26 protein-coding genes and 1 tRNA gene are annotated in these 25,973 nt (G+C 69.7%); 1 reads left to right on the top strand and 26 read right to left on the bottom strand.

Annotated features, from left to right (window positions below; translation table 11 throughout):
- Nucleotides 1–2 precede the first annotated feature (2 nt).
- The 26 genes from nuoG to uvrB all read right to left on the bottom strand — a co-directional run bounded on the left by nuoG (nt 3) and on the right by uvrB (nt 24,594).
- Nucleotides 3–2,327: an NADH-quinone oxidoreductase subunit NuoG gene (gene nuoG, locus RBXJA2T_RS12530; protein ID WP_009857753.1), complete on the bottom strand. Its 2,325-nt coding sequence runs from the start codon at nt 2,325–2,327 to the stop codon at nt 3–5.
- A gap of 7 nt (nt 2,328–2,334) precedes the next feature.
- Nucleotides 2,335–3,681, bottom strand: coding sequence for an NADH-quinone oxidoreductase subunit NuoF (gene nuoF, locus RBXJA2T_RS12525; RefSeq protein ID WP_009857752.1), 1,347 nt, complete (start codon nt 3,679–3,681; stop codon nt 2,335–2,337).
- Nucleotides 3,678–4,163, bottom strand: coding sequence for an NADH-quinone oxidoreductase subunit NuoE family protein (locus RBXJA2T_RS12520; protein ID WP_009857751.1), 486 nt, complete (start codon nt 4,161–4,163; stop codon nt 3,678–3,680). The genes nuoF and RBXJA2T_RS12520 overlap by 4 nt, the downstream gene beginning before the upstream one ends.
- The gene (locus RBXJA2T_RS12515) at nt 4,160–5,413 is read right to left on the bottom strand and encodes an NADH-quinone oxidoreductase subunit D (RefSeq protein ID WP_009857750.1); all 1,254 of its coding nucleotides are present in this window, start codon (nt 5,411–5,413) and stop codon (nt 4,160–4,162) included. Before RBXJA2T_RS12515 ends, RBXJA2T_RS12520 begins: the two co-directional genes overlap by 4 nt.
- Nucleotides 5,413–6,012: an NADH-quinone oxidoreductase subunit C gene (locus RBXJA2T_RS12510; protein ID WP_009857749.1), complete on the bottom strand. Its 600-nt coding sequence runs from the start codon at nt 6,010–6,012 to the stop codon at nt 5,413–5,415. Before RBXJA2T_RS12510 ends, RBXJA2T_RS12515 begins: the two co-directional genes overlap by 1 nt.
- Before the next feature lie 16 nt (nt 6,013–6,028).
- Nucleotides 6,029–6,505 carry a NuoB/complex I 20 kDa subunit family protein gene (locus tag RBXJA2T_RS12505; protein WP_009857748.1) on the bottom strand — a complete coding sequence of 159 codons (477 nt, stop codon included), beginning with the start codon at nt 6,503–6,505 and terminating at the stop codon, nt 6,029–6,031.
- A gap of 24 nt (nt 6,506–6,529) precedes the next feature.
- Nucleotides 6,530–6,889: an NADH-quinone oxidoreductase subunit A gene (locus tag RBXJA2T_RS12500; RefSeq protein WP_009857747.1), complete on the bottom strand. Its 360-nt coding sequence runs from the start codon at nt 6,887–6,889 to the stop codon at nt 6,530–6,532.
- Nucleotides 6,890–7,062: 173 nt separating this feature from the next.
- Nucleotides 7,063–7,147: transfer RNA gene (locus tag RBXJA2T_RS12495), tRNA-Leu, on the bottom strand.
- 122 nt (nt 7,148–7,269) lie between these two features.
- Complete coding sequence (gene secG / locus RBXJA2T_RS12490) at nt 7,270–7,653, bottom strand: preprotein translocase subunit SecG (RefSeq protein WP_009857746.1); 384 nt, start codon at nt 7,651–7,653, stop codon at nt 7,270–7,272.
- Between the two features lie 20 nt (nt 7,654–7,673).
- Nucleotides 7,674–8,414 (bottom strand): triose-phosphate isomerase, encoded by a 741-nt coding sequence (gene tpiA, locus RBXJA2T_RS12485; protein WP_009857745.1) that lies wholly within the window; start codon nt 8,412–8,414, stop codon nt 7,674–7,676.
- Between the two features lie 23 nt (nt 8,415–8,437).
- Entirely contained in the window at nt 8,438–9,424 is a 987-nt protein-coding gene (locus RBXJA2T_RS12480) for an NAD(P)H-quinone oxidoreductase (RefSeq protein ID WP_009857744.1), read from the bottom strand.
- Nucleotides 9,425–9,433: 9 nt separating this feature from the next.
- Entirely contained in the window at nt 9,434–11,743 is a 2,310-nt protein-coding gene (gene pnp / locus RBXJA2T_RS12475; RefSeq protein WP_009857743.1) for a polyribonucleotide nucleotidyltransferase, read from the bottom strand.
- 150 nt (nt 11,744–11,893) lie between these two features.
- Nucleotides 11,894–12,163: a 30S ribosomal protein S15 gene (rpsO, locus tag RBXJA2T_RS12470; RefSeq protein WP_009857742.1), complete on the bottom strand. Its 270-nt coding sequence runs from the start codon at nt 12,161–12,163 to the stop codon at nt 11,894–11,896.
- A 141-nt stretch (nt 12,164–12,304) separates the two neighbouring features.
- A complete protein-coding gene (locus RBXJA2T_RS12465) occupies nt 12,305–13,456 on the bottom strand; it encodes a pyridoxal phosphate-dependent aminotransferase (protein WP_009857741.1) in 1,152 nt (383 codons plus the stop codon).
- Between the two features lie 13 nt (nt 13,457–13,469).
- Nucleotides 13,470–14,756, bottom strand: a complete 1,287-nt coding sequence (locus RBXJA2T_RS12460) for a branched-chain amino acid ABC transporter substrate-binding protein (RefSeq protein WP_009857740.1) — start codon at nt 14,754–14,756, stop codon at nt 13,470–13,472.
- Nucleotides 14,757–14,843: 87 nt separating this feature from the next.
- Entirely contained in the window at nt 14,844–15,890 is a 1,047-nt protein-coding gene (tsaD, locus tag RBXJA2T_RS12455) for a tRNA (adenosine(37)-N6)-threonylcarbamoyltransferase complex transferase subunit TsaD (RefSeq protein ID WP_009857739.1), read from the bottom strand.
- A gap of 207 nt (nt 15,891–16,097) precedes the next feature.
- The gene (gene fdx / locus RBXJA2T_RS12450; protein ID WP_009857738.1) at nt 16,098–16,436 is read right to left on the bottom strand and encodes an ISC system 2Fe-2S type ferredoxin; all 339 of its coding nucleotides are present in this window, start codon (nt 16,434–16,436) and stop codon (nt 16,098–16,100) included.
- A 3-nt stretch (nt 16,437–16,439) separates the two neighbouring features.
- Nucleotides 16,440–18,299 (bottom strand): Fe-S protein assembly chaperone HscA, encoded by a 1,860-nt coding sequence (gene hscA / locus RBXJA2T_RS12445; protein WP_009857737.1) that lies wholly within the window; start codon nt 18,297–18,299, stop codon nt 16,440–16,442.
- Between the two features lie 7 nt (nt 18,300–18,306).
- The gene (hscB, locus tag RBXJA2T_RS12440; protein ID WP_009857736.1) at nt 18,307–18,831 is read right to left on the bottom strand and encodes a Fe-S protein assembly co-chaperone HscB; all 525 of its coding nucleotides are present in this window, start codon (nt 18,829–18,831) and stop codon (nt 18,307–18,309) included.
- The gene (locus RBXJA2T_RS12435) at nt 18,828–19,301 is read right to left on the bottom strand and encodes a GNAT family N-acetyltransferase (protein ID WP_009857735.1); all 474 of its coding nucleotides are present in this window, start codon (nt 19,299–19,301) and stop codon (nt 18,828–18,830) included. Before RBXJA2T_RS12435 ends, hscB begins: the two co-directional genes overlap by 4 nt.
- Nucleotides 19,302–19,365: 64 nt before the next feature.
- Nucleotides 19,366–19,689, bottom strand: a complete 324-nt coding sequence (iscA, locus tag RBXJA2T_RS12430) for an iron-sulfur cluster assembly protein IscA (protein ID WP_009857734.1) — start codon at nt 19,687–19,689, stop codon at nt 19,366–19,368.
- A 7-nt stretch (nt 19,690–19,696) separates the two neighbouring features.
- On the bottom strand, nt 19,697–20,101 hold the full coding sequence (iscU, locus tag RBXJA2T_RS12425) for a Fe-S cluster assembly scaffold IscU (RefSeq protein ID WP_009857733.1): 405 nt from the start codon (nt 20,099–20,101) through the stop codon (nt 19,697–19,699).
- Between the two features lie 24 nt (nt 20,102–20,125).
- The gene (locus RBXJA2T_RS12420; RefSeq protein WP_009857732.1) at nt 20,126–21,340 is read right to left on the bottom strand and encodes an IscS subfamily cysteine desulfurase; all 1,215 of its coding nucleotides are present in this window, start codon (nt 21,338–21,340) and stop codon (nt 20,126–20,128) included.
- Nucleotides 21,341–21,345: 5 nt separating this feature from the next.
- Nucleotides 21,346–21,879 carry a Fe-S cluster assembly transcriptional regulator IscR gene (gene iscR, locus RBXJA2T_RS12415; RefSeq protein ID WP_009857731.1) on the bottom strand — a complete coding sequence of 178 codons (534 nt, stop codon included), beginning with the start codon at nt 21,877–21,879 and terminating at the stop codon, nt 21,346–21,348.
- Between the two features lie 115 nt (nt 21,880–21,994).
- Nucleotides 21,995–22,486 (bottom strand): low molecular weight protein-tyrosine-phosphatase, encoded by a 492-nt coding sequence (locus RBXJA2T_RS12410; protein WP_009857730.1) that lies wholly within the window; start codon nt 22,484–22,486, stop codon nt 21,995–21,997.
- Nucleotides 22,483–24,594, bottom strand: coding sequence for an excinuclease ABC subunit UvrB (uvrB, locus tag RBXJA2T_RS12405; protein ID WP_009857729.1), 2,112 nt, complete (start codon nt 24,592–24,594; stop codon nt 22,483–22,485). The genes RBXJA2T_RS12410 and uvrB overlap by 4 nt, the downstream gene beginning before the upstream one ends.
- Before the next feature lie 114 nt (nt 24,595–24,708).
- Here uvrB and RBXJA2T_RS12400 point away from each other — a divergent pair, with 114 nt between their 5' ends.
- On the top strand, nt 24,709–25,911 hold the full coding sequence (locus RBXJA2T_RS12400; protein WP_009857728.1) for an amino acid aminotransferase: 1,203 nt from the start codon (nt 24,709–24,711) through the stop codon (nt 25,909–25,911).
- Nucleotides 25,912–25,973 lie beyond the last annotated feature (62 nt).

The following is a 25,973-nucleotide window of genomic DNA, read 5'->3' as shown; positions in this document are numbered from 1 at the left end:
GGTCAGGCCTTCTCCACCGTGATCGGGCCGAACATCGCGCCCAGCGCGACGGTGTCCGGGTGGCCGGCGGCCACGCGCACGGCGCCGTCGGCCAGCCAGGGCTCCTCACGCGCGGCGAGCACGGCAGCGCCCTGCCCCTGCGCGACCAGCACCTTGTCGCCCTTGGCGAGAGCGAGCTGGCGCCACAGCGACGACGGCAGGCCGACCGGCGGCACACGCGCGTCGGCGCTGCGCTGCAGCGGCGCCGAGCGGCGCACCAGCGAGTCGGTGGCGTAGATCGGCACGTCGGCGACACGCTCGAGCGCGCCGTCGCGCGCGACCGGCGAGCCGGTGGCGGCGGCCGGCGTGTTGTCCAGACGCGCGGCGATCGTGGCCGGGTCGCCCAGCGCCTCGGCGCGCACGGCCTCGGCGCTGTCGTGATCGAAGCCCGGCAGTCCGAGCAGGTTGCCGAGCACGCGCAGCACCTTCCAGGCCGGACGCGTGTCGCCCAGCGGGCGCACGACGCCCTGGAAGCTCTGCAGCCGGCCTTCGGCGTTGACGAAGCTGCCGGCGGTCTCGGTGAACGGCGCGATCGGCAGCATGACGTCGGCGACGTCGGCCATCGCGTCCTCGAACGGCGACAGCGAGACGACGAGCCCCGAGCCACCCAGCGCGGCACGCGCGGCGGCGGCGTCGGCGGCGTCAAGCACCGGCTCGAGGTTCAGCGCGATCAGCGCCTTCATCGGCTGCGACAGCATCTGGCCGGCGTTGAACCCGCCTTCGCCCGGCAGCGCGCCGACGAGCTGGGCGCCGACGGTGTTGGCCGCCTCGCCGAGGTAGCCGACGGCGGCGCCGGTGTGCTGGCCGATCCACTGCGCCAGCGCCAGCAGCGCCGAGGCCTGCGGGTGTTGCGCGGCGGCGTTGCCCAGCAGCACGGCCTTGTGTTCGCCGGCGACGAGCGCGGCGGCGACAGCCTGCGCGGCTTCGCCCGGCTGGGCCTCGACCGGCGAGGCGACGCCCTTGGCGGCGGCGACCGCGGCAGCGACTTCGGCCAGCGCGCCATGCCAGCCCGACGGCAGCGCCGCCAGGTGGCCGGCCAGCGGCATCGCCCAGTCTTCGCGCGACGCCGACAGCGAATGGACGCGTGCCCCGTGGCGCGCCGCCTGGCGGATGCGCTGCGCGAACAGCGGGTGGTCCTTGCGCAGGAAGGAGCCGACGACGAACACCGTGTCCAGCGTCGTCAGCGCGGCGATCGGCAGGCCCAGCCAGCGCGCGTGGCCGGCCGGCGCGACGTTGGCGAAGTCGGCGTGGCGAGTGCGGAAGTCGACGCTCTGGCTGCCCAGGCCGCGCACGAGCTTGGCCAGCAGGTGCAGTTCCTCGACGGTGGAGTGCGCGCTGCCGAGCGCGCCGACGCCTTGCGGGCCGAACTCGGCGATGACGCGCTTCAGGCCGTCGGCGACGTAGCCCAGCGCGGTGTTCCAGTCCACGGCCTGCCACTGGCCGCCCTGCTTGATCATCGGCCGGGTCAGGCGCGACGGGCTGTTCAGCGCGTCGTAGCTGAAGCGGTCACGGTCGGCGATCCAGCACTCGTTGACGTCCTCGTTCTCGAACGGGACGACGCGCAGCACCTTGTTGGCCTTGACCTGGACGATCAGGTTGGCGCCGGTGCTGTCGTGCGGGCTGACGCTCTTGCGGCGCGACAGCTCCCAGGTCCGGGCCTGGTAGCGGAAGGGCTTGCTGGTGATCGCGCCGACCGGGCAGAGGTCGATCATGTTGCCCGAGAGCTCGCTGTCGACGGTGTTGCCCAGCATCGTCGTGATCTCGCTGTGCTCGCCGCGGTGGACCATGCCGAGCTCCATGACCCCGGCGATCTCCTGGCCGAAGCGCACGCAGCGCGTGCAGTGGATGCAGCGCGACATCTCCTCCATCGACAGCAGCGGGCCGACGTCCTTGTGGAAGACGACGCGCTTCTCCTCGCTGTAGCGCGAGGCGAAGCCGCCGTAGCCCATCGACAGGTCCTGCAGCTGGCACTCGCCGCCCTGGTCGCAGATCGGGCAGTCCAGCGGGTGGTTGATCAGCAGGAACTCCATCACGCCCTTCTGGGCGCGCACGGCCTTCTCGCTGTTGGTGCGCACCACCATGCCCTGCGTGACCGGGGTCGCGCAGGCCGGCATCGGCTTCGGGGCCTTCTCGATCTCGACCAGGCACATGCGGCAGTTGGCCGCGATCGAGAGCTTCTTGTGGTAGCAGAAGTGGGGAACGTAGGTGCCGGCCGCGTCGGCGGCATGCATGACCATGCTGCCTTCGGCGACCTGGACCTTTTTCCCGTCGAGTTCGAGTTCGATCATGCGAGCCCTAGGCGTGCTGGGAGACCATGCAGGTCTTGTGTTCGACGTGCCAGGCGAATTCGTCGCGGAAGTGCTTCAGCATGCCCTGCACGGGCATGGCAGCCGCGTCACCGAGGGCGCAGATCGTGCGGCCCTTGATGTTGTCCGCGACGGAGTCGAGCAGCGCCAGGTCCTCGGCGCGCCCCTTCCCGGTCTCGATGCGTTCCACCAGGCGCCACAGCCAGCCGGTGCCCTCGCGGCACGGCGTGCACTGGCCGCAGCTCTCGTGCTGGTAGAAGTAGGACAGGCGCATCAGGCTCCTGACCATGCAGCGCTTGTCGTTCATGACGATGACGGCGCCCGAGCCCAGCATCGAGCCGGCCTTGGCGATGGCGTCGTAGTCCATCGTCAGGTCCATCATCACCCGGGCCGGCAGCACCGGTGCCGACGAGCCGCCGGGGATCACCGCCTTCAGCGCCCCGCCCTTCACGCCGCCGGCCATCTCCAGCAGCGTGGCGAAGGGCGTGCCCATCGGGATCTCGAAGTTGCCCGGGCGCTCGACGTCGCCGACCACCGAGAAGATCTTCGTGCCGCCGTTGTTCGGCTTGCCGACCTCGAGGTAGGCCTGGCCGCCGTGGTTGATGATCCACGGCACCGCGGCGAAGGTCTCGGTGTTGTTGATCGTCGTCGGCTTGCCGTACAGGCCGAAGCTCGCCGGGAACGGCGGCTTGAAGCGCGGCTGGCCCTTCTTGCCTTCGAGCGACTCGAGCAGCGCCGTCTCCTCGCCGCAGATGTAGGCGCCGAAGCCGTGGAAGGCGTGCAGCTGGAAGCTGTGCTGCGAGCCGAGGATGTTGTCGCCGAGGAAACCGGCGGCACGCGCCTCGTCCAGCGCCTCCTCGAAGCGCTGGTAGACCTCGAAGATCTCGCCGTGGATGTAGTTGTAGCCCGTGCGGATGCCCATCGCGTAGGCCGCGATGCACATGCCTTCGATGACGATGTGCGGGTTGTACGAGAGGATGTCGCGGTCCTTGCAGGTGCCGGGCTCGCCCTCGTCGGAGTTGCACACCAGGTACTTCGGCCCGGGGAACTGGCGCGGCATGAAGCTCCACTTCAGCCCCGTCGGGAAGCCCGCGCCGCCGCGGCCGCGCAGTGCCGACAGCTTGACCTCGGCGATGACCTGGTCCGGCGTCATGCCCGGGCCGCCGTCGGCGCCCAGGATCTTCTTCAGCGCCGAGTAGCCGCCGCGCGCGACGTAGTCGGCCAGGCGCCAGTTGCGGCCGTCGAGGCCGGCGTAGATCTGCGGCTGCAGGTGCCGGCCGTGGAAGCAGGTCTCGACACCGCGGGTCTTGAACTTGGACAGGTCGACCATGCTCATCCTTCCTTGCGCAGCGTCTCGATCAGCTCGTCGAGGCGCTCGTCGCTCATGAAGCTCAGCATCTCGCGGTCGTTGACGAGCATCACCGGCGCGTCGGCGCAGGCGCCCAGGCACTCGCTGGGCTGGACGGTGAACAGGCCATCCTCGGTCGTGCCGTAGGGCTCGACGCCGAGCTTCTTGCAGACGTGGTCCAGCGCATGCTCGCCGTGGCGCAGCTGGCACGGCAGGTTGGTGCAGACGTTGAGCTTGTACTTGCCCACGCGCCGCTGGTTGTACATGTTGTAGAAGGTCGTGACCTCGTGGACCGCGATCGCCGGCATGCCCAGGTAGGCGGCGATCGCCTCCTCGGCTTCCTGCGACACGTGGCCCTGCTCGTGCTGGACGATCGCCAGACAGGCCATCACGGCCGACTGCTTCTGGTCGGCGGGGAACTTGGCCACTTCGCGCGCGAAGCGCGCCAGCGTGGCTTCGGAGAAATTCATCGATCGACCTCGCCGAACACGATGTCCATGGTGCCGATGATCGCGACCGCGTCGGCGAGCATGTGGCCACGCGCGAGCTCGTCGAGCGCGGCCAGATGCACGAAACCCGGCGGACGGATCTTCATGCGGTAGGGCTTGTTCGCCCCGTCGCTGATCAGGTAGATGCCGAACTCGCCCTTGGGGTGCTCGACGGTGGCATAGGCCTCGCCCTCGGGGACGTGCATGCCTTCGCTGAAGAGCTTGAAGTGGTGGATCAGCTCTTCCATGTTGGCCTTCATGTCCACGCGGGCCGGCGGCGCGACCTTGTGGTTGTCGGTGATGACCGGGCCGGGGTTCGCGCGCAGCCAGTCCACGCACTGCTGCACGATGCGGTTGGACTGGCGCATCTCCTCCATGCGGACGAGATAGCGGTCGTAGGTGTCGCCCTTCACGCCGACCGGGATGTCGAAGTCGACGCGGTCGTAGGCGTCGTAGGGCTGCTGCTTGCGCAGGTCCCAGGCGATGCCCGAGCCGCGCAGCATCGGGCCGGAGAAGCCCAGGTTCAGCGCGCGCTCGGGGGTGACGACCCCGATGCCGACGGTGCGCTGCTTCCAGATGCGGTTGTCGGTGAGCAGCGTCTCGTAGTCGTCGACGCGGCTGGGGAAACGCTTGACGAAGTCCTCGATGAAGTCGAGCAGCGAGCCCTGGCGGTTGGCGTTGAGCTCCTTGAGCGCGCGCTCGTTGCGGATCTTGCTGAACGTGTACTGCGGCATCGCGTCCGGCAGGTCGCGGTAGACGCCGCCCGGACGGAAGTAGGCCGCGTGCATGCGTGCGCCCGACACCGCCTCGTACATGTCGAAGATGTCCTCGCGCTCGCGGAAGGCGTAGAGGAAGACGTTCATCGCGCCGCAGTCCATGGCGTGCGTGCCCAGCCACAGCAGGTGGTTGAGCAGGCGCGTGAGTTCGGCGTACATCGTGCGGATGTACTTGGCGCGCAGCGGCACCTCGATGCCCAGCAGCTTCTCGACCGCCAGGCAGTAGGCCTGCTCGTTGACCATCATCGACACGTAGTCGAGACGGTCCATGTACGGCAGGTTCTGCAGGTAGGTCTTGGTCTCGGCGAGCTTCTCGGTGGCGCGGTGCAGCAGGCCGATGTGCGGGTCGGCGCGCTGGATGACCTCGCCGTCGAGCTCGAGCACGAGGCGCAGCACCCCGTGCGCGGCCGGGTGCTGCGGGCCGAAGTTCAGCGTGTAGTTCTTGATCTCGGCCATCAGTGCAGCCCGCCGTAGTTGTCCTCGCGCACGACGCGCGGAATGATCTCGCGCGGCTCGATCGTCACCGGCTGGTAGATCACGCGCTTCTTCTCGGGGTCGTAGCGCATCTCGACGTTGCCGGTGGTCGGGAAGTCCTTGCGCATCGGGTGACCGATGAAGCCGTAGTCGGTGAGGATGCGGCGCAGGTCGAGGTGGCCCTCGAAGACGATGCCGTAGAGGTCGAAGGCCTCGCGCTCGAACCAGTTGGCCGAGCCCCAGATGTCGTTGACCGAGGCCACCACCGGCAGGTCGTCGTCGGGGCAGAAGACCTTCAGGCGCAGGCGCCAGTTGTGCGTCACCGACAGCAGGTGCGAGACGACGCAGAAGCGCGGGCCGTCCCAGGGCTGGTTGCGATAGTCCGAGTAGTCGACGCCGCAGAGGTCGACGAGCTGCTCGAAGCGCAGTTCGGGCGTGTCGCGCAGCGTGCGCGCGACGTCCAGGTAGTCGGCGGCGCCGACGGTGATGGTGATCTCGCCGAGCGCGCGCACGGACGTGCGGATCTTGCCGGCCAGCGCGCTTTCGAGGGCGCTCTGCAGGAGGTCGAGTCGGATGCTCATCGTGCGGATCGCGCGGTCAGCGCGCGATGGTGTTTTCGCGTCGGATCTTGCTCTGCAGCTGCATGATCCCGTACAGCAGCGCCTCGGCCGTCGGCGGGCAGCCCGGCACGTAGACATCCACCGGAACGATGCGGTCGCAGCCGCGCACGACGGAGTAGCTGTAGTGGTAGTAGCCGCCGCCGTTGGCGCAGGAGCCCATGCTCAGCACCCAGCGCGGTTCGGCCATCTGGTCGTAGACCTTGCGCAGCGCCGGCGCCATCTTGTTGCACAGCGTGCCGGCGACGATCATCAGGTCGCTCTGGCGCGGACTGGGCCGGAACAGCATGCCGAAGCGGTCCATGTCGTAGCGCGCGGCGCCGGCATGCATCATCTCGATGGCACAGCAGGCGAGGCCGAAGGTCATCGGCCACAGCGATCCGGTCTTGGACCAGTTGATCAGCTTGTCCACCGAGGTGGTGACGAAGCCTTCCTTGATGACGCCTTCGATTCCCATAGCGTGTCTCCCAGCCGGCCGGGTTCAGTCCCAGTCCAGCGCGCCTTTCTTCCACTCGTAGACGAAGCCGACGACGAGGATGCCGAGGAACAGCATCATCGCCCAGAACCCGGTCGCGCCGATGTCGTGCAGGGCGACGGCCCAGGGGAAGAGGAAAGCGATCTCGAGATCGAAGAGGATGAAGAGGATGGCGACGAGGTAGTAGCGCACGTCGAACTTCATGCGCGCGTCCTCGAAGGCCTCGAACCCGCATTCGTACGGGCTGTTCTTCTCGACGTCCGGCCGATTGGGGCCGAAGATGAAGCCGAGGACCTGTGGCGCGACGCCGACGGCAAGGCCGACGAGCACGAACAGGATGACGGGGAGGTAGGCCTGGATGTCCATGTTTCTTTGATCCTAGTCAGAGTCCCGTCAGGTTCTGTCAGGTCGAAAAAAAACGCGCCTCGAACAGCCTACACGACTGCCCGACGGGCGCGCTTCTCGCCCGTTCGGATTGCTCCTCGGGGCGGCATTGCCGGATGCTTGGACCACCTCCGGACAACACGTCACTCGGTCTTTGGTGCCGACGGCGAGACTCGAACTCGCACAGCTTTCGCCACTACCCCCTCAAGATAGCGTGTCTACCAATTTCACCACGTCGGCAAGACGTCAAACTCTGGCGCTTACTGTCTGGTTGGCATGAGGGTCGCTCACCAGACAAAGACGCATTCTATATCGATTCGCGGTTTCTTTCTCGTAAAGCCTTACAGACGATTCAGTCGCGCTCAATTCGCACCGGTCGCGCCGGAGGCCGGCGCCGCCGGGGTCAGCGCACCCGGAATCGCACCGGTGGCCGGCGCGCTGGGTTCGGCCGGGGCCGTGGGCGCCGCGCGGTCGAGAACGCTGCCGCGCTCCTGGGACGGGCCTCGCACGCTGTTGGACATGAAGGCCAGCGCCAGCGTGCAGCAGAAGAAGAGCGTCGCGCAGGCCGCCGTCGAGCGCGACAGGAAGTTCGCGCTGCCGGTGGCACCGAACAGGCTGCCCGAGGAGCCGCCGCCGAACGAGGCGCCCATGTCGGCGCCCTTGCCGTGCTGGATCAGCACGAGGCCGATCATCGCCAGGGCCGACAGGATCTGCAGGACGAGGATGAGGTTCATCCAGATGTGCATGGGAAAACTCCGGGAAATACTCAGGCCGCGGCGCGGCAGATCGCGATGAAGTCGGCGGCCTTCAGCGAGGCACCGCCGATCAGCCCGCCGTCGATGTCGGGTTGCGCGAACAGCGTCGCGGCGTTGTCCGCCTTGACGCTGCCGCCGTAGAGGATGCGCATCGTCTGGCCGCGGCCGGTGGCGGCCTGCAGCTGCGCACGCAGCACCGCGTGCACCGCCTGCGCCTGCTCGGGTGTCGCGGTGCGGCCGGTGCCGATGGCCCAGACGGGCTCGTAGGCGACGACGATCTCGCTGGCGCAGTGCGTCAGCTGGTGGATCACCGCCGACAGCTGGCGCTTGACGACAGCCTCGGTCTCGCCGGCGTCACGCTGCTCCAGCGTCTCGCCGACGCAGACGATCGGCGTCACGCCACGCGCCAGCGCCGCCTGCGCCTTGCGCGCGACGACGGCGTCGCTCTCGGCGTGGTAGGCGCGGCGTTCGGAGTGGCCGACGATGGCATAGCGGCAGCCGCATTCGGCCAGCATCGCCGCCGACACCTCGCCGGTGTAGGCGCCCTGCTCGTGCTCGGAGACGTCCTGCGCACCCCAGCGCAGGTCCGTGCCGGCCAGCGTCGCCGCGGTTTCGGACAGGAACACGTGGGGCACGCAGACCGCCACGTCAGCGGCGTAAGGGCGGCCGGCCATCAGCGCGGCCAGCAGCTCGGCGTTCGCCGGGCGGCTGCCGTGCATCTTCCAGTTGCCCACCACGAGCTTGCGTCGCATCTTGGGAGTCCTCGAGAAGGGGTTCACCAGCTCAGCACGATCTTGCCGACGTGCGAACCGGATTCCATCAGCGCGTGCGCCGCGGCCGCCTCGGCCGCCGGGAACACGCGGTGCACGACCGGCTTGACGGCGCCGGTCTCCAGCAAGGGCCAGACCTGCTCGTGCAGCGCACGGGCCAGGCCGGCCTTGTAGCCGACGCTGCGCGCACGCAGCGTCGAGCCGGTGATCGTGATGCGCTTGCGCAGCACCTGGCCGGCGTCGAAAGCGCTGGCCGTGCCGCCCTGGACCGCGATGATCGCCAGGCGGCCGTCGACCGCCAGGCACTCGACCTCGCGCGCGACGTAGTCGCCGGCGACCATGTCGAGCACGACGTCGACGCCGCGGCCATCGGTCAGGCGATTGGCTTCGGCGGCGAAGTCCTGCGTGCGGTAGTTGATCGCGTGGTCGGCACCGATCGCCCGCGCGGCGGCGCACTTGTCGTCGCTGCCGGCGGTGACGATCACCTGCGCGCCGAAGGCCTTGGCGAGCTGGATCGCGGTGACGCCGATGCCGCTCGTGCCGCCTTGCACCAGCAGCGTCTCGCCACGCGCCAGGCGCGACAGGGCGAACACGTTCTGCCAGACGGTGAAGAAGGTCTCGGGCAGGCTCGCCGCCTCGACCATCGTCAGCCCGCGCGGCACCGGCAGGCACTGCGCCGCCGGAGCGGCGCACTGCTCGGCATAACCGCCGCCGGCAACCAGCGCACAGACCGCGTCGCCGATCGCCAGCCCCGCGGCCGCGAGATCCTCGGGCGCACCGTCGAGCACCGTCCCGGCGACCTCCAGACCGGGAAGGTCGGAAGCGCCCGGCGGCGGCGGGTAGTGGCCGCGGCGCTGCAGCACGTCCGGGCGGTTGACGCCCGAAGCCTGCACCGCAATCAGCAGCTCGCCGGCCGCCGGCACCGGCGCCGGGCGCTGCACGATCTGCAGCACCTCGGGCCGGCCGAAACGGCTGATCTCGACAGCACGCATCGCTGCGGCTTACTCCTGGCCGGGCGCGCGCTCGGCGCCCTGCTCCGGAGCCGGCGCCTCGGCGGCCGGCGCGTCGGCGGCCGGAGCCGCCTCGGCCCGCGGCTCGCGCGGTTCACGCGGCTCGCGGGGTTCACGCTCGCGGCGCGGACCACGATCGCCGCGATCGCCACGGTCACCCCGCTCGCTGCGCTCGCGGCGCGGACGCTCTTCCTCGACGTAGCCTTCCGGCTTGTCGAGCAGCGCCTTCATGCTGAGCTTGATGCGGCCCTTCTCGTCGGTCTCGAGCACCTTGACCTTGATGACCTGGCCTTCTTCGAGGAAGTCGGTGACCTTCTCGACACGCTGGTGGGCGATCTGGCTGATGTGCAGCAGGCCGTCCTTGCCCGGCAGGATGTTGACCAGGGCGCCGAAGTCCAGGATCTTGGTGATCGGGCCTTCGTAGACCTTGCCGATCTCGGCCTCGGCCGTGATCTCCTCGATGCGCTTCTGCGCGAAGGCGGCCTTGTCGGCGTCGGTGCTGGCGATCGTGATCGTGCCGTCTTCGCCGATGTCGATCGTGCAGCCGGTCTCGTCGGTCAGCGCCCGGATCGTCGCGCCACCCTTGCCGATGACGTCGCGGATCTTCTCCGGGTTGATCTTCATCGTGTACAGGCGCGGGGCGAACTGGCTCACCTCGGCCTTGGCGCCGCCGACGGCCTCGACCATCTTGCCCAGGATGTGCAGACGCGCTTCCTTGGCCTGCGCCAGGGCGACCTGCATGATCTCCTTGGTGATGCCCTGGATCTTGATGTCCATCTGCAGCGCCGTGATGCCGCTGGCGGTGCCGGCCACCTTGAAGTCCATGTCGCCGAGGTGATCCTCGTCACCGAGGATGTCGGTCAGCACGGCAAAGCGGTTGCCTTCCTTGATCAGGCCCATCGCGATGCCGGCGACGTGCGCCTTCAGCGGCACGCCGGCGTCCAGCAGCGACAGGCAGCCGCCGCAGACCGAGGCCATCGACGACGAACCGTTGGACTCGGTGATCTCCGAGACCACGCGCATCGTGTACGGGAACTCGTCCTTGTTCGGCAGCACGGCGACCAGCGCCCGCTTGGCCAGGCGGCCGTGGCCGATCTCGCGGCGCTTGGGGCTGCCCACGCGGCCCGTCTCGCCGGTGGCGAACGGGGGCATGTTGTAGTGCAGCATGAAGCGGTCCTCGAACTCGCCGGCCAGCGCGTCGATGCGCTGCGCGTCGCGTTCGGTGCCCAGCGTCGCGGCGACCAGGGCCTGCGTCTCGCCGCGCGTGAACAGCGCCGAGCCGTGGGTGCGCGGCAGCACGCTGGAGCGGATCTCGATCGGGCGCACGGTACGCGTGTCGCGGCCGTCGATGCGCGGCTCGCCGGCCAGGATCTGGCCGCGCACGATGCGCGCCTCGATCTCGAACAGCAGGTTGTCGACGGCGACCGGGTCGAAGGCGACGCCCTCTTCCTTCAGCGCGGCCTGCACGCTGGCGCCGACGGCACGCGTGGCCTGGGTGCGGGCCTGCTTGCTGCGGATCTGGTAGGCGGCGCGCAGCGGCTCCTCGGCCAACGCGGTGACCTTGGCGATGAAGGCCTCGTCCTTGGCCGGCGGCTGCCAGTCCCAGGCCGGCTTGCCGGCTTCACGCACCAGCTCGTTGATCGCGGCGATCGCGATCTTGCCCTGGTCGTGGCCGAAGACGACGGCGCCGAGCATCACTTCCTCGGACAGGCCGGTGGCCTCGGACTCGACCATCAGCACGGCGGCTTCGGTGCCGGCGACGACGAGGTCCATCTGGCTGTCGGCCAGCTGGGCGGCGCTCGGGTTGAGCACGTACTCGCCGTTGACGTAGCCGACGCGCGCGGCGCCGATCGGGCCATTGAACGGGATGCCGCTGATCGACAGCGCGGCGCTGGTCGCGATCATCGCCGGGATGTCGGCCTGGACCTCGGGGTTCAGGCTCAGCACGTGGATGACGACCTGGACCTCGTTGTAGAAGCCTTCGGGGAACAGCGGACGGATCGGGCGGTCGATCAGGCGCGAGGTCAGCGTCTCGAGCTCGCTCGGACGGCCTTCACGCTTGAAGAAGCTGCCGGGGATCTTGCCGGCGGCGTAGGTCTTCTCGATGTAGTCGACGGTCAGCGGGAAGAAGTCCTGGCCGGCCTTGGCGTCGGACTTGGCGACCACGGTGGCCAGCACGACGGTGTCGTCGACGCTGACGACGACGGCGCCGGTGGACTGGCGGGCGATCTCGCCCGTTTCCATCGTGACCTGGTGCGAGCCCCATTGGAAGCTCTTCGTGACCTTGTTGAACATGCTCATGGGCATTGCCTTTCGGTGTTGGGCCGGCGCGATGCCATTCCAGTGAAACCCTGTTCGAGGCGTCGTTGGAATGACACGGCTGCGTCCGTGCCCGGTTGGAGAAACCTGGGAAGACGGGGCCGCCGCGGCGCGGCGCCCCCGATCCGATTCTTACTTGCGAAGGCCCAGCTTGGCGATCAGCGCGGTGTAGCGATCGGGCGCACGGTCCTTCAGGTAGGCCAGCAGGCGCTTGCGCTGGTTGACCATCTTCAGCAGGCCGCGGCGGCCGTGGTGGTCCTTCAGGTGCTGCTTGAAGTGCGGGGTCAGCTCGTTGATGCGAGCGGTCAGCAGCGCGACCTGGACTTCGGGGGAGCCGGTGTCGTTGGCGCCACGGGCGTTGGCCGCGACGATCTCGGCCTTCTTCGCGATATCGAGGGACATGGGCGTTTCCTCTTGACGAGTGGAGACCGCCCAGGCCGTTGGCGCTGGCTGCGGTTTCCGTGTTGCGGACTTGCGGATCACCAGTGAAACCGACCGGTGCCGTGCGTGGATCCCGCCGGCCGAAACCAGCGGAACACGCGATTATAGACGGATCGCGGCCGCCAGCCGTTCCAGACCCGCATCCAGCCGTGCCGGGTCCTTGGACGCGAAGCACCAGCGCAACCAGCCCTCGCCTTCCGGGCCGAAGGCCGCACCCGGCGCCAGGCCCAGCCCGTGGTCGCGCACCAGTGTCTTGGCGAAGGCCAGCGAGTCGTCGCGGCCCTCGACGCGGAAGAAGGCGTACATGCCGCCCGGCGGCGAAGCCACGGTGACGCCGGGCAGCGCCTGCAGCCCGGCGACCAGCCGGTCGCGGCAGCCGCGCAGGCGCGCGACGAGGCCGGGCACGAACTCGTCGGCGATGCCCAGCGCCGCCAGGCCGCCGCGCTGCACGAAGACCGGGGCGCAGGAGCTGTTGAACTCCAGCAGCTTGCCGATGCCGTCGTGGTGGCCGGCCGGCAGCACCAGCCAGCCCAGCCGCCAGCCGGTCATCAGGAAGCTCTTGCTGAAGCTGTGCACGACGACCAGCCGGTCGTCGTCGCTGGCGATGTCCAGGAAGCTCGGCGCCGCCCGGGCGCCGCCGTCGAAGACCAGGCGCTCGTAGACCTCGTCGGCGACGATCCAGGTGCCGGTCCTGCGGCAGTGCTCCAGGATCGCCTGCTGCTCGGCGCGTGTTAGCGTCCAGCCGGTCGGGTTGTTCGGCGCGTTGACCAGCAGCACGCGGCTGCGCTCGGTGACACGCGCCAGCAGCTCGTCCAGGTCCAGCGCCCAGCGCCCGCCCTGCGGCCGCAGCGGCACGCGGGTGACGGTGGCGCCCAGGATCTCCGGCTGCGCCGTCAGGTTGGGCCAGACCGGCACGACGGCGACGACCTCGTCGCCGGCACCGACCAGCAGCTGCATCGCCAGCATCAGCGCGTTGACGCCCGAGGACGTGACGGCGATGCGGCCGGCGTCGACCGGGCCGTGCAGCGCGCTGGCGTAGGCGGCGATCGCCTCGCGCAGCTCGGGCAGGCCGAGGTTGTGCGAATAGAAGGTCTCGCCGGCTTCGAGCGAGCGTGCCGCGGCCCGCCGCACCGGTTCGGGCGTGACCTCGTCGCTTTCGCCGAACCAGAAGGCGAGCACATCGTCGCGGCCGAGGCCGGCGTTGGCGACTTCGCGGATCTTGGAAGCCGGCAGGGTCTGGATGGTGTCGCGCATCGGGGTCTCGGCGTCAGCGGGGGCGGATCATGCGGCAGGTGCTGGGCTGGGCGACGGCGGCTGCGTCCAGGCGGCGCAGCGTCTTGAAGCCGTAGCCCGAGCCTTCGACGTCGTGCGGCACCTCGCGGGTGCCGGCACGTTCCATCACGCTGACGACCAGCGGCTGCTGCAACTGGTGGTCCTCGGCGCGCATCGTCGCGCGGTGCAGGCCGCCGAGCGTGGCGCCGTCATAGCTCAGGCCTTCGAGCGCGTGCGCCACCGCGGCGGCTTCGGTGCCGCGCGCACGTTCGATCGCCGCGGCCAGCATCTCGACCAGCACCTGCATGCGCGCGTGCACGTAGTCCTCGCGCGGGTCCGGGAAACGTTTGCGGAACGCGGCGTAGAAGGCCTCGGCCGGCGCGCCGCCGACGTTGGGGTGCCACTCGGCCACCGCCAGCACCGAGCCGATGCCGGCGTCGCCCACCGCGGCCGGCGCGCCGAGCGCGTTGCCGTAGAAGGTGTAGAGCTTGGCGTCGCTGCCGACCTCGCGCAGCGCGCGCACCAGCAGCGTCAGGTCGTTGCCCCAGTTGCCGGTCAGCACCGCCTGGGCGCCGCTGGTCTTGATCTTCGTGGCGTAGGGGATGAAGTCCTTCACCCGGCCCATCGGGTGCAGCTCGTCGCCGACGATCTCGATGTCGGGGCGCTTGGCGGCGATCATCTCGCGCGCCTTGCGGTTGACGTGCTGGCCGAAGCTGTAGTCCTGGCCGATCAGGTAGACCTTCTTCACGGCGCGGTCGCCCTGCAGCACGTCGGTCAGTGCCGCCAGCCGCATGTCGGCGTGGGCGTCGAAGCGGAAGTGCCAGAAGCTGCAGCGTTCGTTGGTCAGCGCCGGGTCGACGGCCGAGTAGTTGAGGAAGATCGCGCGCCGGTCGGGCTCGCGCGCGTTGTGCTTGTCCAGCGCGTCGATCAGCGCCGCCGCGGTGGCCGAGCTGTTGCCCTGCAGCACGAAGGCAATGCGCTGGTCCAGCGCCGCGCGCAGCAGCGACAGCGCCTCCTCGGTCGAACCCTTGCTGTCCAGGCGCACCAGCTCCAGCGGCCGCGCGCCGCCGGGCAGGCGCACGCCGCCCCGTGCGTTGACACGTTCGACGGCCCACTGGATGTTGCGTGCGACGGCGTCACCGGCGTTGGCGAAAGCGCCCGAGAGGCCCTCGATCAGCGCGATCTTGATCGGCGCGGCCTGGGGTTGCGCGTGCAGCGGGGCGGCCAGGCCGGCGGCGGCGAGCGCGAGCCAGGCGCGGCGCGTCAGGGAGGAGGGGTTCATCGCGGAGACGTTCGGCTGGCGGCGGGCGCGGCGCGCCCGCCCGGAGACCGTCGCGCGCGGGCGGCGCGCCGGGGCGGAAGCGGGATTCTAGGAGGCCGCTGCCGAGACCTCGTCCAGCGGCCAGCGCGGCCGCACGTCGAAGGCGCCGTCGGTGCTGCCCTGAGCCAGACCGCGCTCCAGCCGCATCGCCGCGGCCATCGCGATCATCGCGCCGTTGTCGGTGCACAGCGCCAGCGGCGGGTAGAAGACACGCGCGCCGAGCTTCTTCGCGCCGGCGTCCAGCGTCTCGCGCAGCCGGCGGTTGGCGCCGACGCCGCCGGCGACGACCAGGCGCTTCGTGCCGCTGGCCTTCAGCGCGCGCAGCGCCTTGGCCGACAGCACGTCGACGATCGCCGCCTGCGTCGACGCCGCCAGATCGGCGCGCGACTGCTCGCAGACGTTAGGGCCCAGCTTGCGCTGCTGCGTCATCACCGCGGTCTTGAGGCCGGCGAACGAGAAGTCGAGGTCGCCGCTGTGCAGCAGCGGCCGCGGCAGCGCGAAAGCCGTGGCGTCGCCGAACTCGGCCAGCCGCGACAGCGCCGGCCCGCCCGGGTAGCCCAGGCCGAGCAGCTTGGCGCTCTTGTCGAAGGCTTCGCCGGCGGCGTCGTCGATCGTCTCGCCGAGCAGCTCGTACGAGCCGACGGCGTCGACGCGCATCAGCTGCGTGTGGCCACCCGACACGAGCAGCGCGACGAAGGGGAACTCGGGCGCCGGGTCGGCGAGGAAAGGCGACAGCAGGTGGCCTTCGAGATGGTGCACGCCGAAGGTCGGCCGGCCGAGCGCGGCGCCGAGCGCGACGGCGACGCCGGCGCCGACCAGCAGCGCGCCGGCCAGCCCCGGGCCGCGCGTGTAGGCGACGAGGTCGACCTCGGCCAGCGTGCGCCCCGATTCGGCGAGCACCTGGCGCGCCAGCGGCAGCACGCGGCGGATGTGGTCACGCGAGGCCAGTTCGGGCACGACGCCGCCGTATTCGGCGTGCATCTCGGCCTGGCTGTGCAGCGCCTCGCCGAGCAGGCGCGGTGCGGCGCCGGGCCGGGTCTCGACCAGCGCGACGCCGGTCTCGTCGCAGGAAGACTCGAATCCGAGAACGATCATGGCGGGCAGTGTCGAGGCGCTGGTGCGCGCCTCCCGAAGTGCTGGCACGGTGCTTGCGAGAGATGAAGCGACACCTCCGTCGGGTGTCTGTCTATCTCCTCAGCAGGGCAACAGGCCCTTTATACCCACCTCTCCGGCTCGCGCCGGGGAGGTTTTTTTCGTTTGGCGGCAAGACCCTGGCACCGACGCGGGGCGCGGTGCTCCGGCTCAGTGCTTCTCGCGCGCGTGGTTGATCGAGTAGCGCGGGATCTCGACCGTCACGTCCTGGTTCGACAGGATGGCCTGGCAGCTCAGCCGCGAGGTCGGCTGCAGCCCCCAGGCGCGGTCGAGCAGGTCTTCCTCGGTCTCGTCGAGTTCGCCCAGCGACGCGAAGCCCTCCTTCACGACGACGTGGCAGGTGGTGCAGGCGCAGCTCATCTCGCAGGCGTGCTCGATCTCGACGCCGTTGTCCAGCAGCGCCTCGCAGATCGAGGTGCCGGCCGGCGCCTCGACGGTCTTGCCCTCGGGGCAGTACTCGGGGTGGGGAAGGATTCGGATGACAGGCATGGTTCAGACGTCCTCGACACGGCGGCCGGACAGCGCCTGCCGGATGCCTTGGTTCATGCGCGCTGCGGCGAAGGCTTCGGTGCCGTCGGCCAGCGCCTTGACGGCAGCTTCGATCGCCGCGGCGTCGCTGCCGGCGGCGATCGCCAGCGTGTCGGCGATCAGCGTGTCGATCGCGGCACGCTCCTCGGGCGACAGCAGCGCGCCGTCGGCGTCGAGCGCGGCACGCGTGGCCAGCACCATGCGCTCGGCCTCGACCTGGGCCTCGCGCAGCGCGCGTGCGGCCATGTCGTCGGCGGCGTGCGTGAAACCTTCCTGCAGCATGCGCGCGATCTGGCCGTCGTCCAGTCCGTAGCTGGGCTTGACGACGACGCTGGCCTCGACGCCCGAGCCCTGCTCGCGCGCCGAGACGCTGAGCAGGCCGTCGGCGTCGACCTGGAAGGTGACGCGGATGCGCGCCGCGCCGGCAGCCATCGGCGGAATGCCACGCAGCTCGAAACGCGCCAGCGAGCGGCACTCGGAGACGAGGTCGCGTTCGCCCTGGACGACGTGGATCGCCATCGCCGTCTGGCCGTCCTTGAAGGTCGTGAAGTCCTGCGCCTTGGCCACCGGGATCGTCGTGTTGCGCTCGACGATGCGCTCGACCAGGCCGCCCATCGTCTCCAGCCCCAGCGACAGCGCGATCACGTCGAGCAGCAGCAGTTCGCCGTCGCCGGCATTGCCGGCCAGCGCGTTGGCCTGCACCGCCGCGCCCAGCGCGACGACCTCGTCGGGGTTCAGGTTGGTCAGCACTTCGCGGCCGAAGAGTTCGCCGACCGCGGTGCGCACCAGCGGCATGCGCGTCGCGCCGCCGACCATCACCACGCCCTGCACCTCCTCGCGCGTGACGCGGGCGTCGCGCAGCACCTTGCGCACCAGCGCCAAGGTGCGCTCGACCAGCGGCCGCGCCAGCGTCTCGAGCTGCCCGCGCGTCAGTTCGACGGCGTGTTCGGCGCCGCCGATGGTGGCGCGCCAGGTGGCGCTCTCGGCGGCGCTCAGCGCCTCCTTGGCGGCACGCGCGGCGACCAGCGCGGCGCGTTTGTCCTGCGGCGACACCGCCGCGACGCCGGCCTGCGCCAGCGCCCAGTCGGCCAGCGCGTGGTCGACGTCGTCACCGCCCAGCGCCGCGTCGCCGCCGGTGGCGACGACCTCGAAGACACCGCGGTTCAGACGCAGCAGCGACAGGTCGAAGGTGCCGCCGCCCAGGTCGTAGACGGCGTACAGGCCTTCGCTCCCCTGGTCCAGGCCGTAGGCGACGGCAGCGGCGGTCGGCTCGCTGATCAGGCGCAGCACGTTCAAGCCGGCGAGTTGCGCCGCAGCCTTGGTCGCCTGGCGCTGGGCGTCGTCGAAATAGGCCGGCACGGTGATGACGGCGCCGAAGATCTCGTCGTCGAACGAGTCCTCGGCACGCTGGCGCAGCGCCGCCAGGATCTCGGCCGAGACCTCGACCGGCGTCTTCTCGCCGTCACGCGTGGCGATGGCCACCATGCCCGGCGTGTCGACGAAGCGGTACGGCAGCTTGCCCGCCGTGCCCTGCAGGTCGGCCAGGCGGCGGCCCATCAGGCGCTTGGCCGAGACGACGGTGTTCTCGGGGTCCTCGGCGGCCGCGGCCAGCGCGTCCCAGCCGATGCGGCGACCGCCGCCGTCCAGGTAACGCACCGCCGACGGCAGCAGCACGCGGCCCTGCTCGTCGGGCAGGCACTCGGGCACGCCGTGGCGCAGCGAGGCGACGAGCGAATGCGTCGTGCCCAGGTCGATGCCGACGGCGATGCGCCGCTGGTGCGGGTCGGGCGTCGCGCCCGGTTCGGATATCTGCAGCAGCGCCATCGGCTCTTCAGCGGGTCGGGTCCAGGGCGTCGAGACGGCGCTCGATGTCCTGGCGGAAACGGTTCACGAACATCAGCGCACGCACGTCGGCGGCAGCCGCGGCGGCATCGTCCTCGGTGTCGAGACGGCGCTCGACGTCGGCCAGCAGCGCCCGTTCGGCGGCGGCGACCTCGGCGTCCAGCGCCTCGACGGCGGCCAGGTCGGCGGCTTCTTCCAGCGCTTCGCGCCACTGCATCTGCTGCATCAGGAACGAGGTCGGCATCGCCGTGTTGCGTTCGGCGTCGACGGCGGCGCCACGCAGCTCGCAGAGGTAGGCGGCGCGCGCCAGCGGGTCCTTCAGGCGCTGGTAGGCCTCGTTGACACGCACCGCCCACTGCATCGCCACGCGCTGCGCGGCGGCGCCCTGGGCGGCAAAGCGGTCGGGGTGCACCTCGCCCTGCAGCCGGCGCCAGGCGGCGTCGAGCGCGGCGCGGTCGACGCCATGGCGGCGCGGCAGGCCCAGCAGCGTGAAATCGTCGTCGTCGAGCTTCATAGCGCCTTGGCGTAGAAGGCCGAGAGGCCGTTGTCGGGGTAGCCGGCGAAAGCACCGCGGCGCACGTAGCCGCAGCGCTCGTAAAGACGAATCGCCTCGTGCTGGTCGACGCCGGTCTCCAGCAGCGCCCAGCGGTAGCTCTCGGTGCGCAGCCGGTCTTCCAGCGAGTTCAGCAGCTTCTCGGCGATGCGCTGGCCGCGTTCGGCCGGCGGCACGAACATGCGCTTGATCTCGCCGTAGGGCTCGCCCGCGGTGGCGGTCTCGCCGGGCATGCGGCGGAACGCGCCGATGCCGACCAGCCGGCCGGCGCGGCGCGCGACCTGGAAATACACGTCCGGCGCCAGCAGCGCCTGCACGTCGAGGATGTGGTTGGCCTCCGGCGGGTACAGCGATGCGAGATAGGCGTCGAGCTGCTCGAGCAGCGCGGCGACCTCGGGCTGGTCGGGGCGTTCGGGGCGGATGGTCAGCATCGCGTGCAAGGCAAAGCGCGGCCACGAGGGCCGCGCCGGACTCGGGGCAACCCGGTATTGTCGGTCAGACGCGGAAGGACTCGCCGCAGCCGCAACGGTCGCGTTCGCGAGGGTTGTGGAACTTGAAGCCCTCGTTGAGGCCTTCGCGCACGAAGTCCAGCTGCGTGCCGTCCAGGTAGGGCAGGCTCTTCGGGTCGACGAGCACCTTGACGCCGTGGTCCTCGAAGACGATGTCCTCGGCGCCCACCTCGTCGGCGTACTCCAGCTTGTAGGCCAGGCCCGAGCAGCCTGTCGTCTTGACGCCCAGGCGCACGCCGACGCCCTTGCCGCGGCGGCCGAGATAACGCGTGACGTGGCGGGCCGCCGCTTCGGTCAGAGTGATCGACATGATCCCCTTACGGCTGCGTCGCCACGGCTTCGCCGTGTTTGGCCTTGTAGTCCTGGACCGCGGCCTTGATCGCGTCCTCGGCGAGGATCGAGCAGTGGATCTTCACCGGCGGCAGCGCCAGTTCCTCGGCGATGTCGGTGTTCTTGATCTCCAGCGCCTGGTCCAGCGTCTTGCCCTTGACCCATTCGGTGACCAGCGAGCTCGACGCGATCGCCGAGCCGCAGCCGTAGGTCTTGAAACGCGCGTCCTCGATCAGCCCGGTGTCCGGGTCGACCTTGATCTGCAGCTTCATCACGTCGCCGCAGGCCGGGGCGCCGACCATGCCGGTGCCCACCGTCTCGTCACCCTTCTCGAAGCCACCCACGTTGCGCGGGTTCTCGTAGTGGTCGACGACCTTGTCGCTGTAGGCCATGTGAGTTCTCCTGGTTCTATCCGTTCAGTGCGCAGACCACTGGATCGTGCTCAGGTCGACGCCGTCCTTGTACATGTCCCAGAGGGGCGACAGCTCGCGCAGCTTGGCGACGCGGTCCTTCAGCGTCGCCACCGCGTAGTCGATCTCCGCTTCGGTCGTGAAGCGGCCGATCGTCATGCGCAGGCTGGAGTGCGCCAGCTCGTCGCTGCGGCCCAGCGCACGCAGCACGTAGCTGGGCTCCAGGCTGGCCGAGGTGCAGGCCGAGCCCGAGGACACCGCGATGCCCTTGATGCCCATGATCAGCGACTCGCCCTCGACGAAGTTGAAGCTGGCGTTGACGTTGTGCGGCACGCGCCGCTCGAGGTCGCCGTTGATGAAGACCTGCTCGATGTCGGCGATGCCGTCGAGCAGGCGCTTCTGCAGCATGCGGATGCGCTCGCTCTCGGTGCCCATCTCGGCCTCGGCGATCGCGAAGGCCTCGCCCATGCCGACGATCTGGTGCGTGGGCAGCGTGCCCGAGCGCATGCCGCGCTCGTGGCCGCCGCCGTGCATCTGCGCTTCCAGCCGCACGCGCGGCTTGCGGCGCACGTACAGCGCGCCGATGCCCTTCGGGCCGTAGCTCTTGTGCGAGGCCAGGCTCATCAGGTCGACCGGCAGCGTGCCGAGGTCGATCGCCACCTTGCCGGTGGCCTGCGCGGCGTCGACGTGGAAGATGATGCCGCGCTCGCGGCAGAGGCGGCCGATCTCCGGGATGTCCTGGATCACGCCGATCTCGTTGTTCACGAACATCACCGACACGAGGATCGTGTCCGGGCGCAGCGCCGCCTTGAAGCGCTCCAGGTCGAGCAGGCCATCCTCCTGGACGTCGAGGTAGGTGACCTCGAAACCCTGGCGCTCCAGCTCGCGCATCGTGTCGAGCACCGCCTTGTGCTCGGTCTTCACCGTGATCAGGTGCTTGCCGCGCGAGGCGTAGAAGTGCGCCGCGCCCTTGATCGCGAGGTTGTTGCTCTCGGTGGCACCCGAGGTCCAGACGATCTCGCGCGGATCGGCCTTGATCAGCGAAGCGACCTGCGCACGCGCCTTCTCGACCGCCTCTTCCGCTTCCCAGCCCCAGGCATGACTGCGAGACGCCGGGTTGCCGAAGTGCTCGCGCAGCCACGGGATCATCACGTCGACGACGCGCGGGTCCACCGGCGTCGTCGCGCCGTAATCCATGTAGATCGGGAAATGCGGGGTCATGTCGCTTACTTGGTGAAGGAACTGCCGAACGCGAAGACCGAGTTCGGCGCGGTGACCTTGATCGGCTTGACGACCGGCTGCGAGGAGATCGCGCGCTTGATCGGCGCTTCCTCGACCGAGACGCCCTTGGCGATCTGCTCGTCGACGAGCTTCTTCAGCGAGATCGAGTCGAGGTACTCGATCATCTTGTTGTTCAGGCTCGCCCAGAGGTCGTGCGTCATGCAGCGGCCGCCGTCGTCGCCGTGGCAGTTTTCCTTGCCGCCGCAGCCGGTGGCGTCGATCGGCTCGTCGACGGCGACGATGATGTCGGCGACGGTGATCTCGTCGGCGCCACGGCCCAGCGAATAACCGCCGCCCGGGCCGCGCGTGCTCTCGACCAGCTCATGGCGGCGCAGCTTGCCGAACAGTTGTTCCAGGTAGGACAGCGAAATCTGCTGCCGCTGGCTGATGGCCGCCAGCGCCACCGGGCCGCTGTGCGAGCGCAGCGCGAGGTCGATCATCGCGGTGACGGCGAAGCGGCCTTTGGTGGTCAGTCTCATGGATGTCTCCTTACGAAGGCGTCGGCGATCGCGGGTTTCCCCGTAGAGCGATCCCGACTAGATTGCTCAAGTATAGCTGAGACCAACCAATTTGGTCAAGCTTGGGGCGGCGCCGTCACGTGGACTGCGCACGCAGCAGGCGGGCGACGATCCCGTCGCACGCATCCTCGACCAGATCGAGAACACGTTCGAAACCCGCTGCCGACCCGTAATACGGGTCCGGCACCTCGCGCACGCCTGCATGCTGCAGTGCGTGCTCCATGAGCAACCCGAGGTCGGCGCGGGCGTCGTCGGGTGCGATCTGCCTCAGCCGGGCCAGGTTGTCCTCGTCCATCGCGAGGATCCAGTCGAAGCGCGAGAAGTCCTCGCGCTCGACCTTCCGGGCCCGCAGCCGGGCGAGATCGTAACCCCGCGCAGCCGCGTGGCGCACGGCGCGTGGATCCGGCGCCTCGCCGGCGTGATAACCGTGGGTGCCGGCCGAGTCGACTCGCAGCCGCTTCGCGAGCCCGGCGGCTTCGAGCTTGGCACGCAGCACGCCCTCGGCAGTCGGCGAACGGCAGATGTTGCCCATGCAGACCAACAAGATGCTGTTCGGCGCCGGGTTCATCGAGCGCCTCCGCGCGCGGCGTCAAGCGGAACCACGTTGACATCGTGGCCGTCGGCGCCGAAGGCCTGCTCGCGCAGCAGCGCGAGCTGGTCGCGCACCCGCGCCGCCTTCTCGAACTCGAGGTTGCGCGCGTGTTCGAGCATCTGCTTCTCCAGCGCCTTGATGCGCTTGCCCAGGTCCTTCTCGGACATCGCCTCGACCTCGGCGGCCGCCTGCGCCGACTGCAACTCGTCCTTGGCGGTCTTGTCGCTGACGACGCCGTCGATCAGGTCGCGGATCCTCTTGTTGACCGTGCGCGGCACGATGCCCATCGCCTCGTTGTGCGCGATCTGCTTGGCGCGCCGACGCTCGGTCTCGTCGATCGCGCGGCGCATCGAGTCGGTGATCTTGTCGGCGTAGAGGATGGCCTTGCCGCGCGCGTTGCGCGCCGCGCGGCCGATGGTCTGGATCAGGCTGCGCTCGGCACGCAAAAAACCTTCCTTGTCGGCGTCGAGGATCGCCACCAGGCTCACCTCGGGCAGGTCCAGGCCTTCGCGCAGCAGGTTGATGCCGACGAGCACGTCGAACAGGCCCAGGCGCAGGTCGCGCAGGATCTCCACGCGCTCGACGGTGTCGATGTCGCTGTGCAGGTAGCGCACCTTGACGCCGTTGTCCGACAGGTAGTCGGTCAGCTGCTCGGCCATGCGCTTGGTCAGCGTCGTGATCAGCACACGCTCGTTGACGTCGACCCGCTCGCGGATCTCCTGCAGCACGTCGTCGACCTGGGTCGAGGCCGGACGCACCTCGACCTCGGGGTCGACGAGGCCGGTCGGACGCACGACCTGCTCGACGACCTGGCCGGAATGCGTCTTCTCGTAGTCGGCCGGCGTCGCGGTGACGAACACCGCCTGGCGCATGCGGCGCTCGAACTCCTCGAAACGCAGCGGGCGGTTGTCCAGCGCGCTGGGCAGGCGGAAGCCGTACTCGACCAGCGTCGTCTTGCGCGCGCGGTCGCCGTTGTACATGCCGCCGAACTGGCCGATCAGCACGTGGCTCTCGTCGAGGAACATGATCGCGTCGCGCGGCAGGTAGTCGACCAGCGTCGACGGCGGCTCGCCCGGTGCGGCGCCCGACAGGTGGCGGGTGTAGTTCTCGATGCCCTTGCAGTGGCCGACCTCCTGCAGCATCTCGACGTCGAAGCGCGTGCGCTGCTCGACACGCTGGGCCTCGACGAGCTTGCCGTTCTTGACGAAGAAGTCGACACGCTCGCGCAGCTCGGCCTTGATGCCGTCGACGGCGCGCAGCACCTGCTCGCGCGGCGTCACATAGTGACTGGACGGGTAGATGACGAAACGCGGCACCTTCTGGCGCACGCGGCCGGTCAGCGGGTCCAGCAGCGCCAGCGACTCGATCTCGTCGTCGAAGAGCTCGATGCGCAGCGCCAACTCGCTGTGTTCGGCCGGGAAGACGTCGATCGTGTCGCCGCGCACGCGGAAGCTGCCGCGGCCGAAGTCGATCTCGTTGCGCGTGTACTGCATGGCCACCAGCCGGGCGATGACGTCGCGCTGGCCCATCTTGTCGCCGACACGCACGATGAGCCGCATCTGCGTGTAGTCCTCGGGCTTGCCGATGCCGTAGATCGCGCTGACGGTGGCGACGATGACGACGTCGCGGCGCTCGAGGATGCTCTTCGTCGCCGACAGCCGCATCTGCTCGATGTGCTCGTTGATCGCGCTGTCCTTCTCGATGAACAGGTCGCGCTGCGGCACGTAGGCCTCGGGCTGGTAATAGTCGTAGTAGCTGACGAAGTACTCGACGGCGTTCTTCGGGAAGAACTCGCGGAACTCGCTGTACAGCTGCGCGGCCAGCGTCTTGTTCGGCGCGAAGACGATCGCCGGCCGGCCCAGCCGGGCGATGACGTTGGCCATCGTGAAGGTCTTGCCCGAGCCGGTGACGCCCAGCAGCGTCTGGTAGCTCAGGCCGTCGTGCACGCCTTCGACGAGCTGGTTGATCGCGGTCGGCTGGTCACCGGCCGGCGGATACGGCTGGAAGAGCTGGAACGGGGAATCGGCAAACGTGACGAACTCGCCCCGGGCGGGCTCCGTCGCGACGTCGGTGGCTTCGGTCATCGGGAACAACCTGGTGGCGGACATCTAGAATTCGAGGGCAACCGCAGAGGGTAACGCAGCCGCGAACTGTCTGCCGGCCGCCCCGTCCGCCCCGCCACTCCTCAGGAATCCGCCATGTCCGCCTCCGTGTTCGCCGCCGTCCAGATGGCCCCGCGCGACCCGATCCTCGGTCTCAACGAACAGTTCGCCGCCGACCCGAACCCGGCCAAGGTGAACCTGGGCGTGGGCGTCTACTTCGACGACAACGGCAAGCTGCCGGTGCTGGCCTGCGTGGCCGCCGCCGAGAAGCAGCTGCTCGAAGCCACCAAGCCGAAGGGCTACCTGCCGATCGACGGCATCGCCGCCTACGACAAGGCCGTGCAGGGCCTGGTGTTCGGCGAAGGCAGCGAGGTGCTGCAGGCCGGCCGCGTGGCCACCGTGCAGGCGCTGGGCGGCACCGGCGGCCTGAAGGTCGGCGCCGACCTGCTGAAGAAGCTGAACCCCGCCGCCCGCGTGCTGATCAGCGACCCGAGCTGGGAAAACCACCGCGCGCTGTTCAGCAACGCCGGCTTCGAGGTCTCGACCTACCCGTACTACGACGCCGCGACGCGCGGCATCCGCTTCGACGCGATGCTCGCGGCGCTGAAGGCCGCCGCGCCCGGCACCATCGTCGTGCTGCACGCCTGCTGCCACAACCCGACCGGCTGCGACCTGACGCCGGCGCAGTGGACCGAAGTCGTCGCCGCCTGCCAGGCCGCCGGCCTGGTGCCCTTCCTCGACATGGCCTACCAGGGCTTCGGCGAAGGCATCGCCGAGGACGGCGCGGTCATCGGCCAGTTCGTCGCCAGCGGCCTGCAGTTCCTCGTCTCGACCTCGTTCTCCAAGAGCTTCTCGCTCTACGGCGAACGTGTCGGCGCGCTCAGCGTCGTCTGCGCCGACCGCGACGAGACCACGCGCGTGCTGTCGCAGCTGAAGATCGTCATCCGCACCAACTACTCCAACCCGCCGACCTTCGGCGCCCAGCTCGTGGCCACCGTGCTGACGACGCCGGCGCTGCGTGCGCAGTGGGAGGAAGAGCTGGCCGGAATGCGCCTGCGCATCCGCGCGATGCGCGCCGCGCTGGTCGAGAAGCTGGCCGCCGCCGGCGTGGCGGGTGACCTGTCCTACATCACGCGCCAGAAGGGCATGTTCAGCTACTCCGGCCTGTCGGCCGAGCAGATGCAGCGCCTGCGCAGCGAATTCGGCGTCTACGGCGTCGATTCGGGCCGCATCTGCGTCGCCGCGCTGAACAGCAAGAACATCGACGCCGTCGCCACGGCGATCGCCAAGGTCGCCTGACGCCCCTCCGGCCGGTGACAACCGGCCGGAACCCAAGCGTTTTCCGCGTTTCCCCCTGCCGT

It is taken from the genome of Rubrivivax benzoatilyticus JA2 = ATCC BAA-35 (assembly GCF_000190375.1).
Classification (GTDB): domain Bacteria; phylum Pseudomonadota; class Gammaproteobacteria; order Burkholderiales; family Burkholderiaceae_C; genus Rubrivivax; species Rubrivivax benzoatilyticus.
This window is presented reverse-complemented; position numbering and strand designations above follow the sequence as displayed.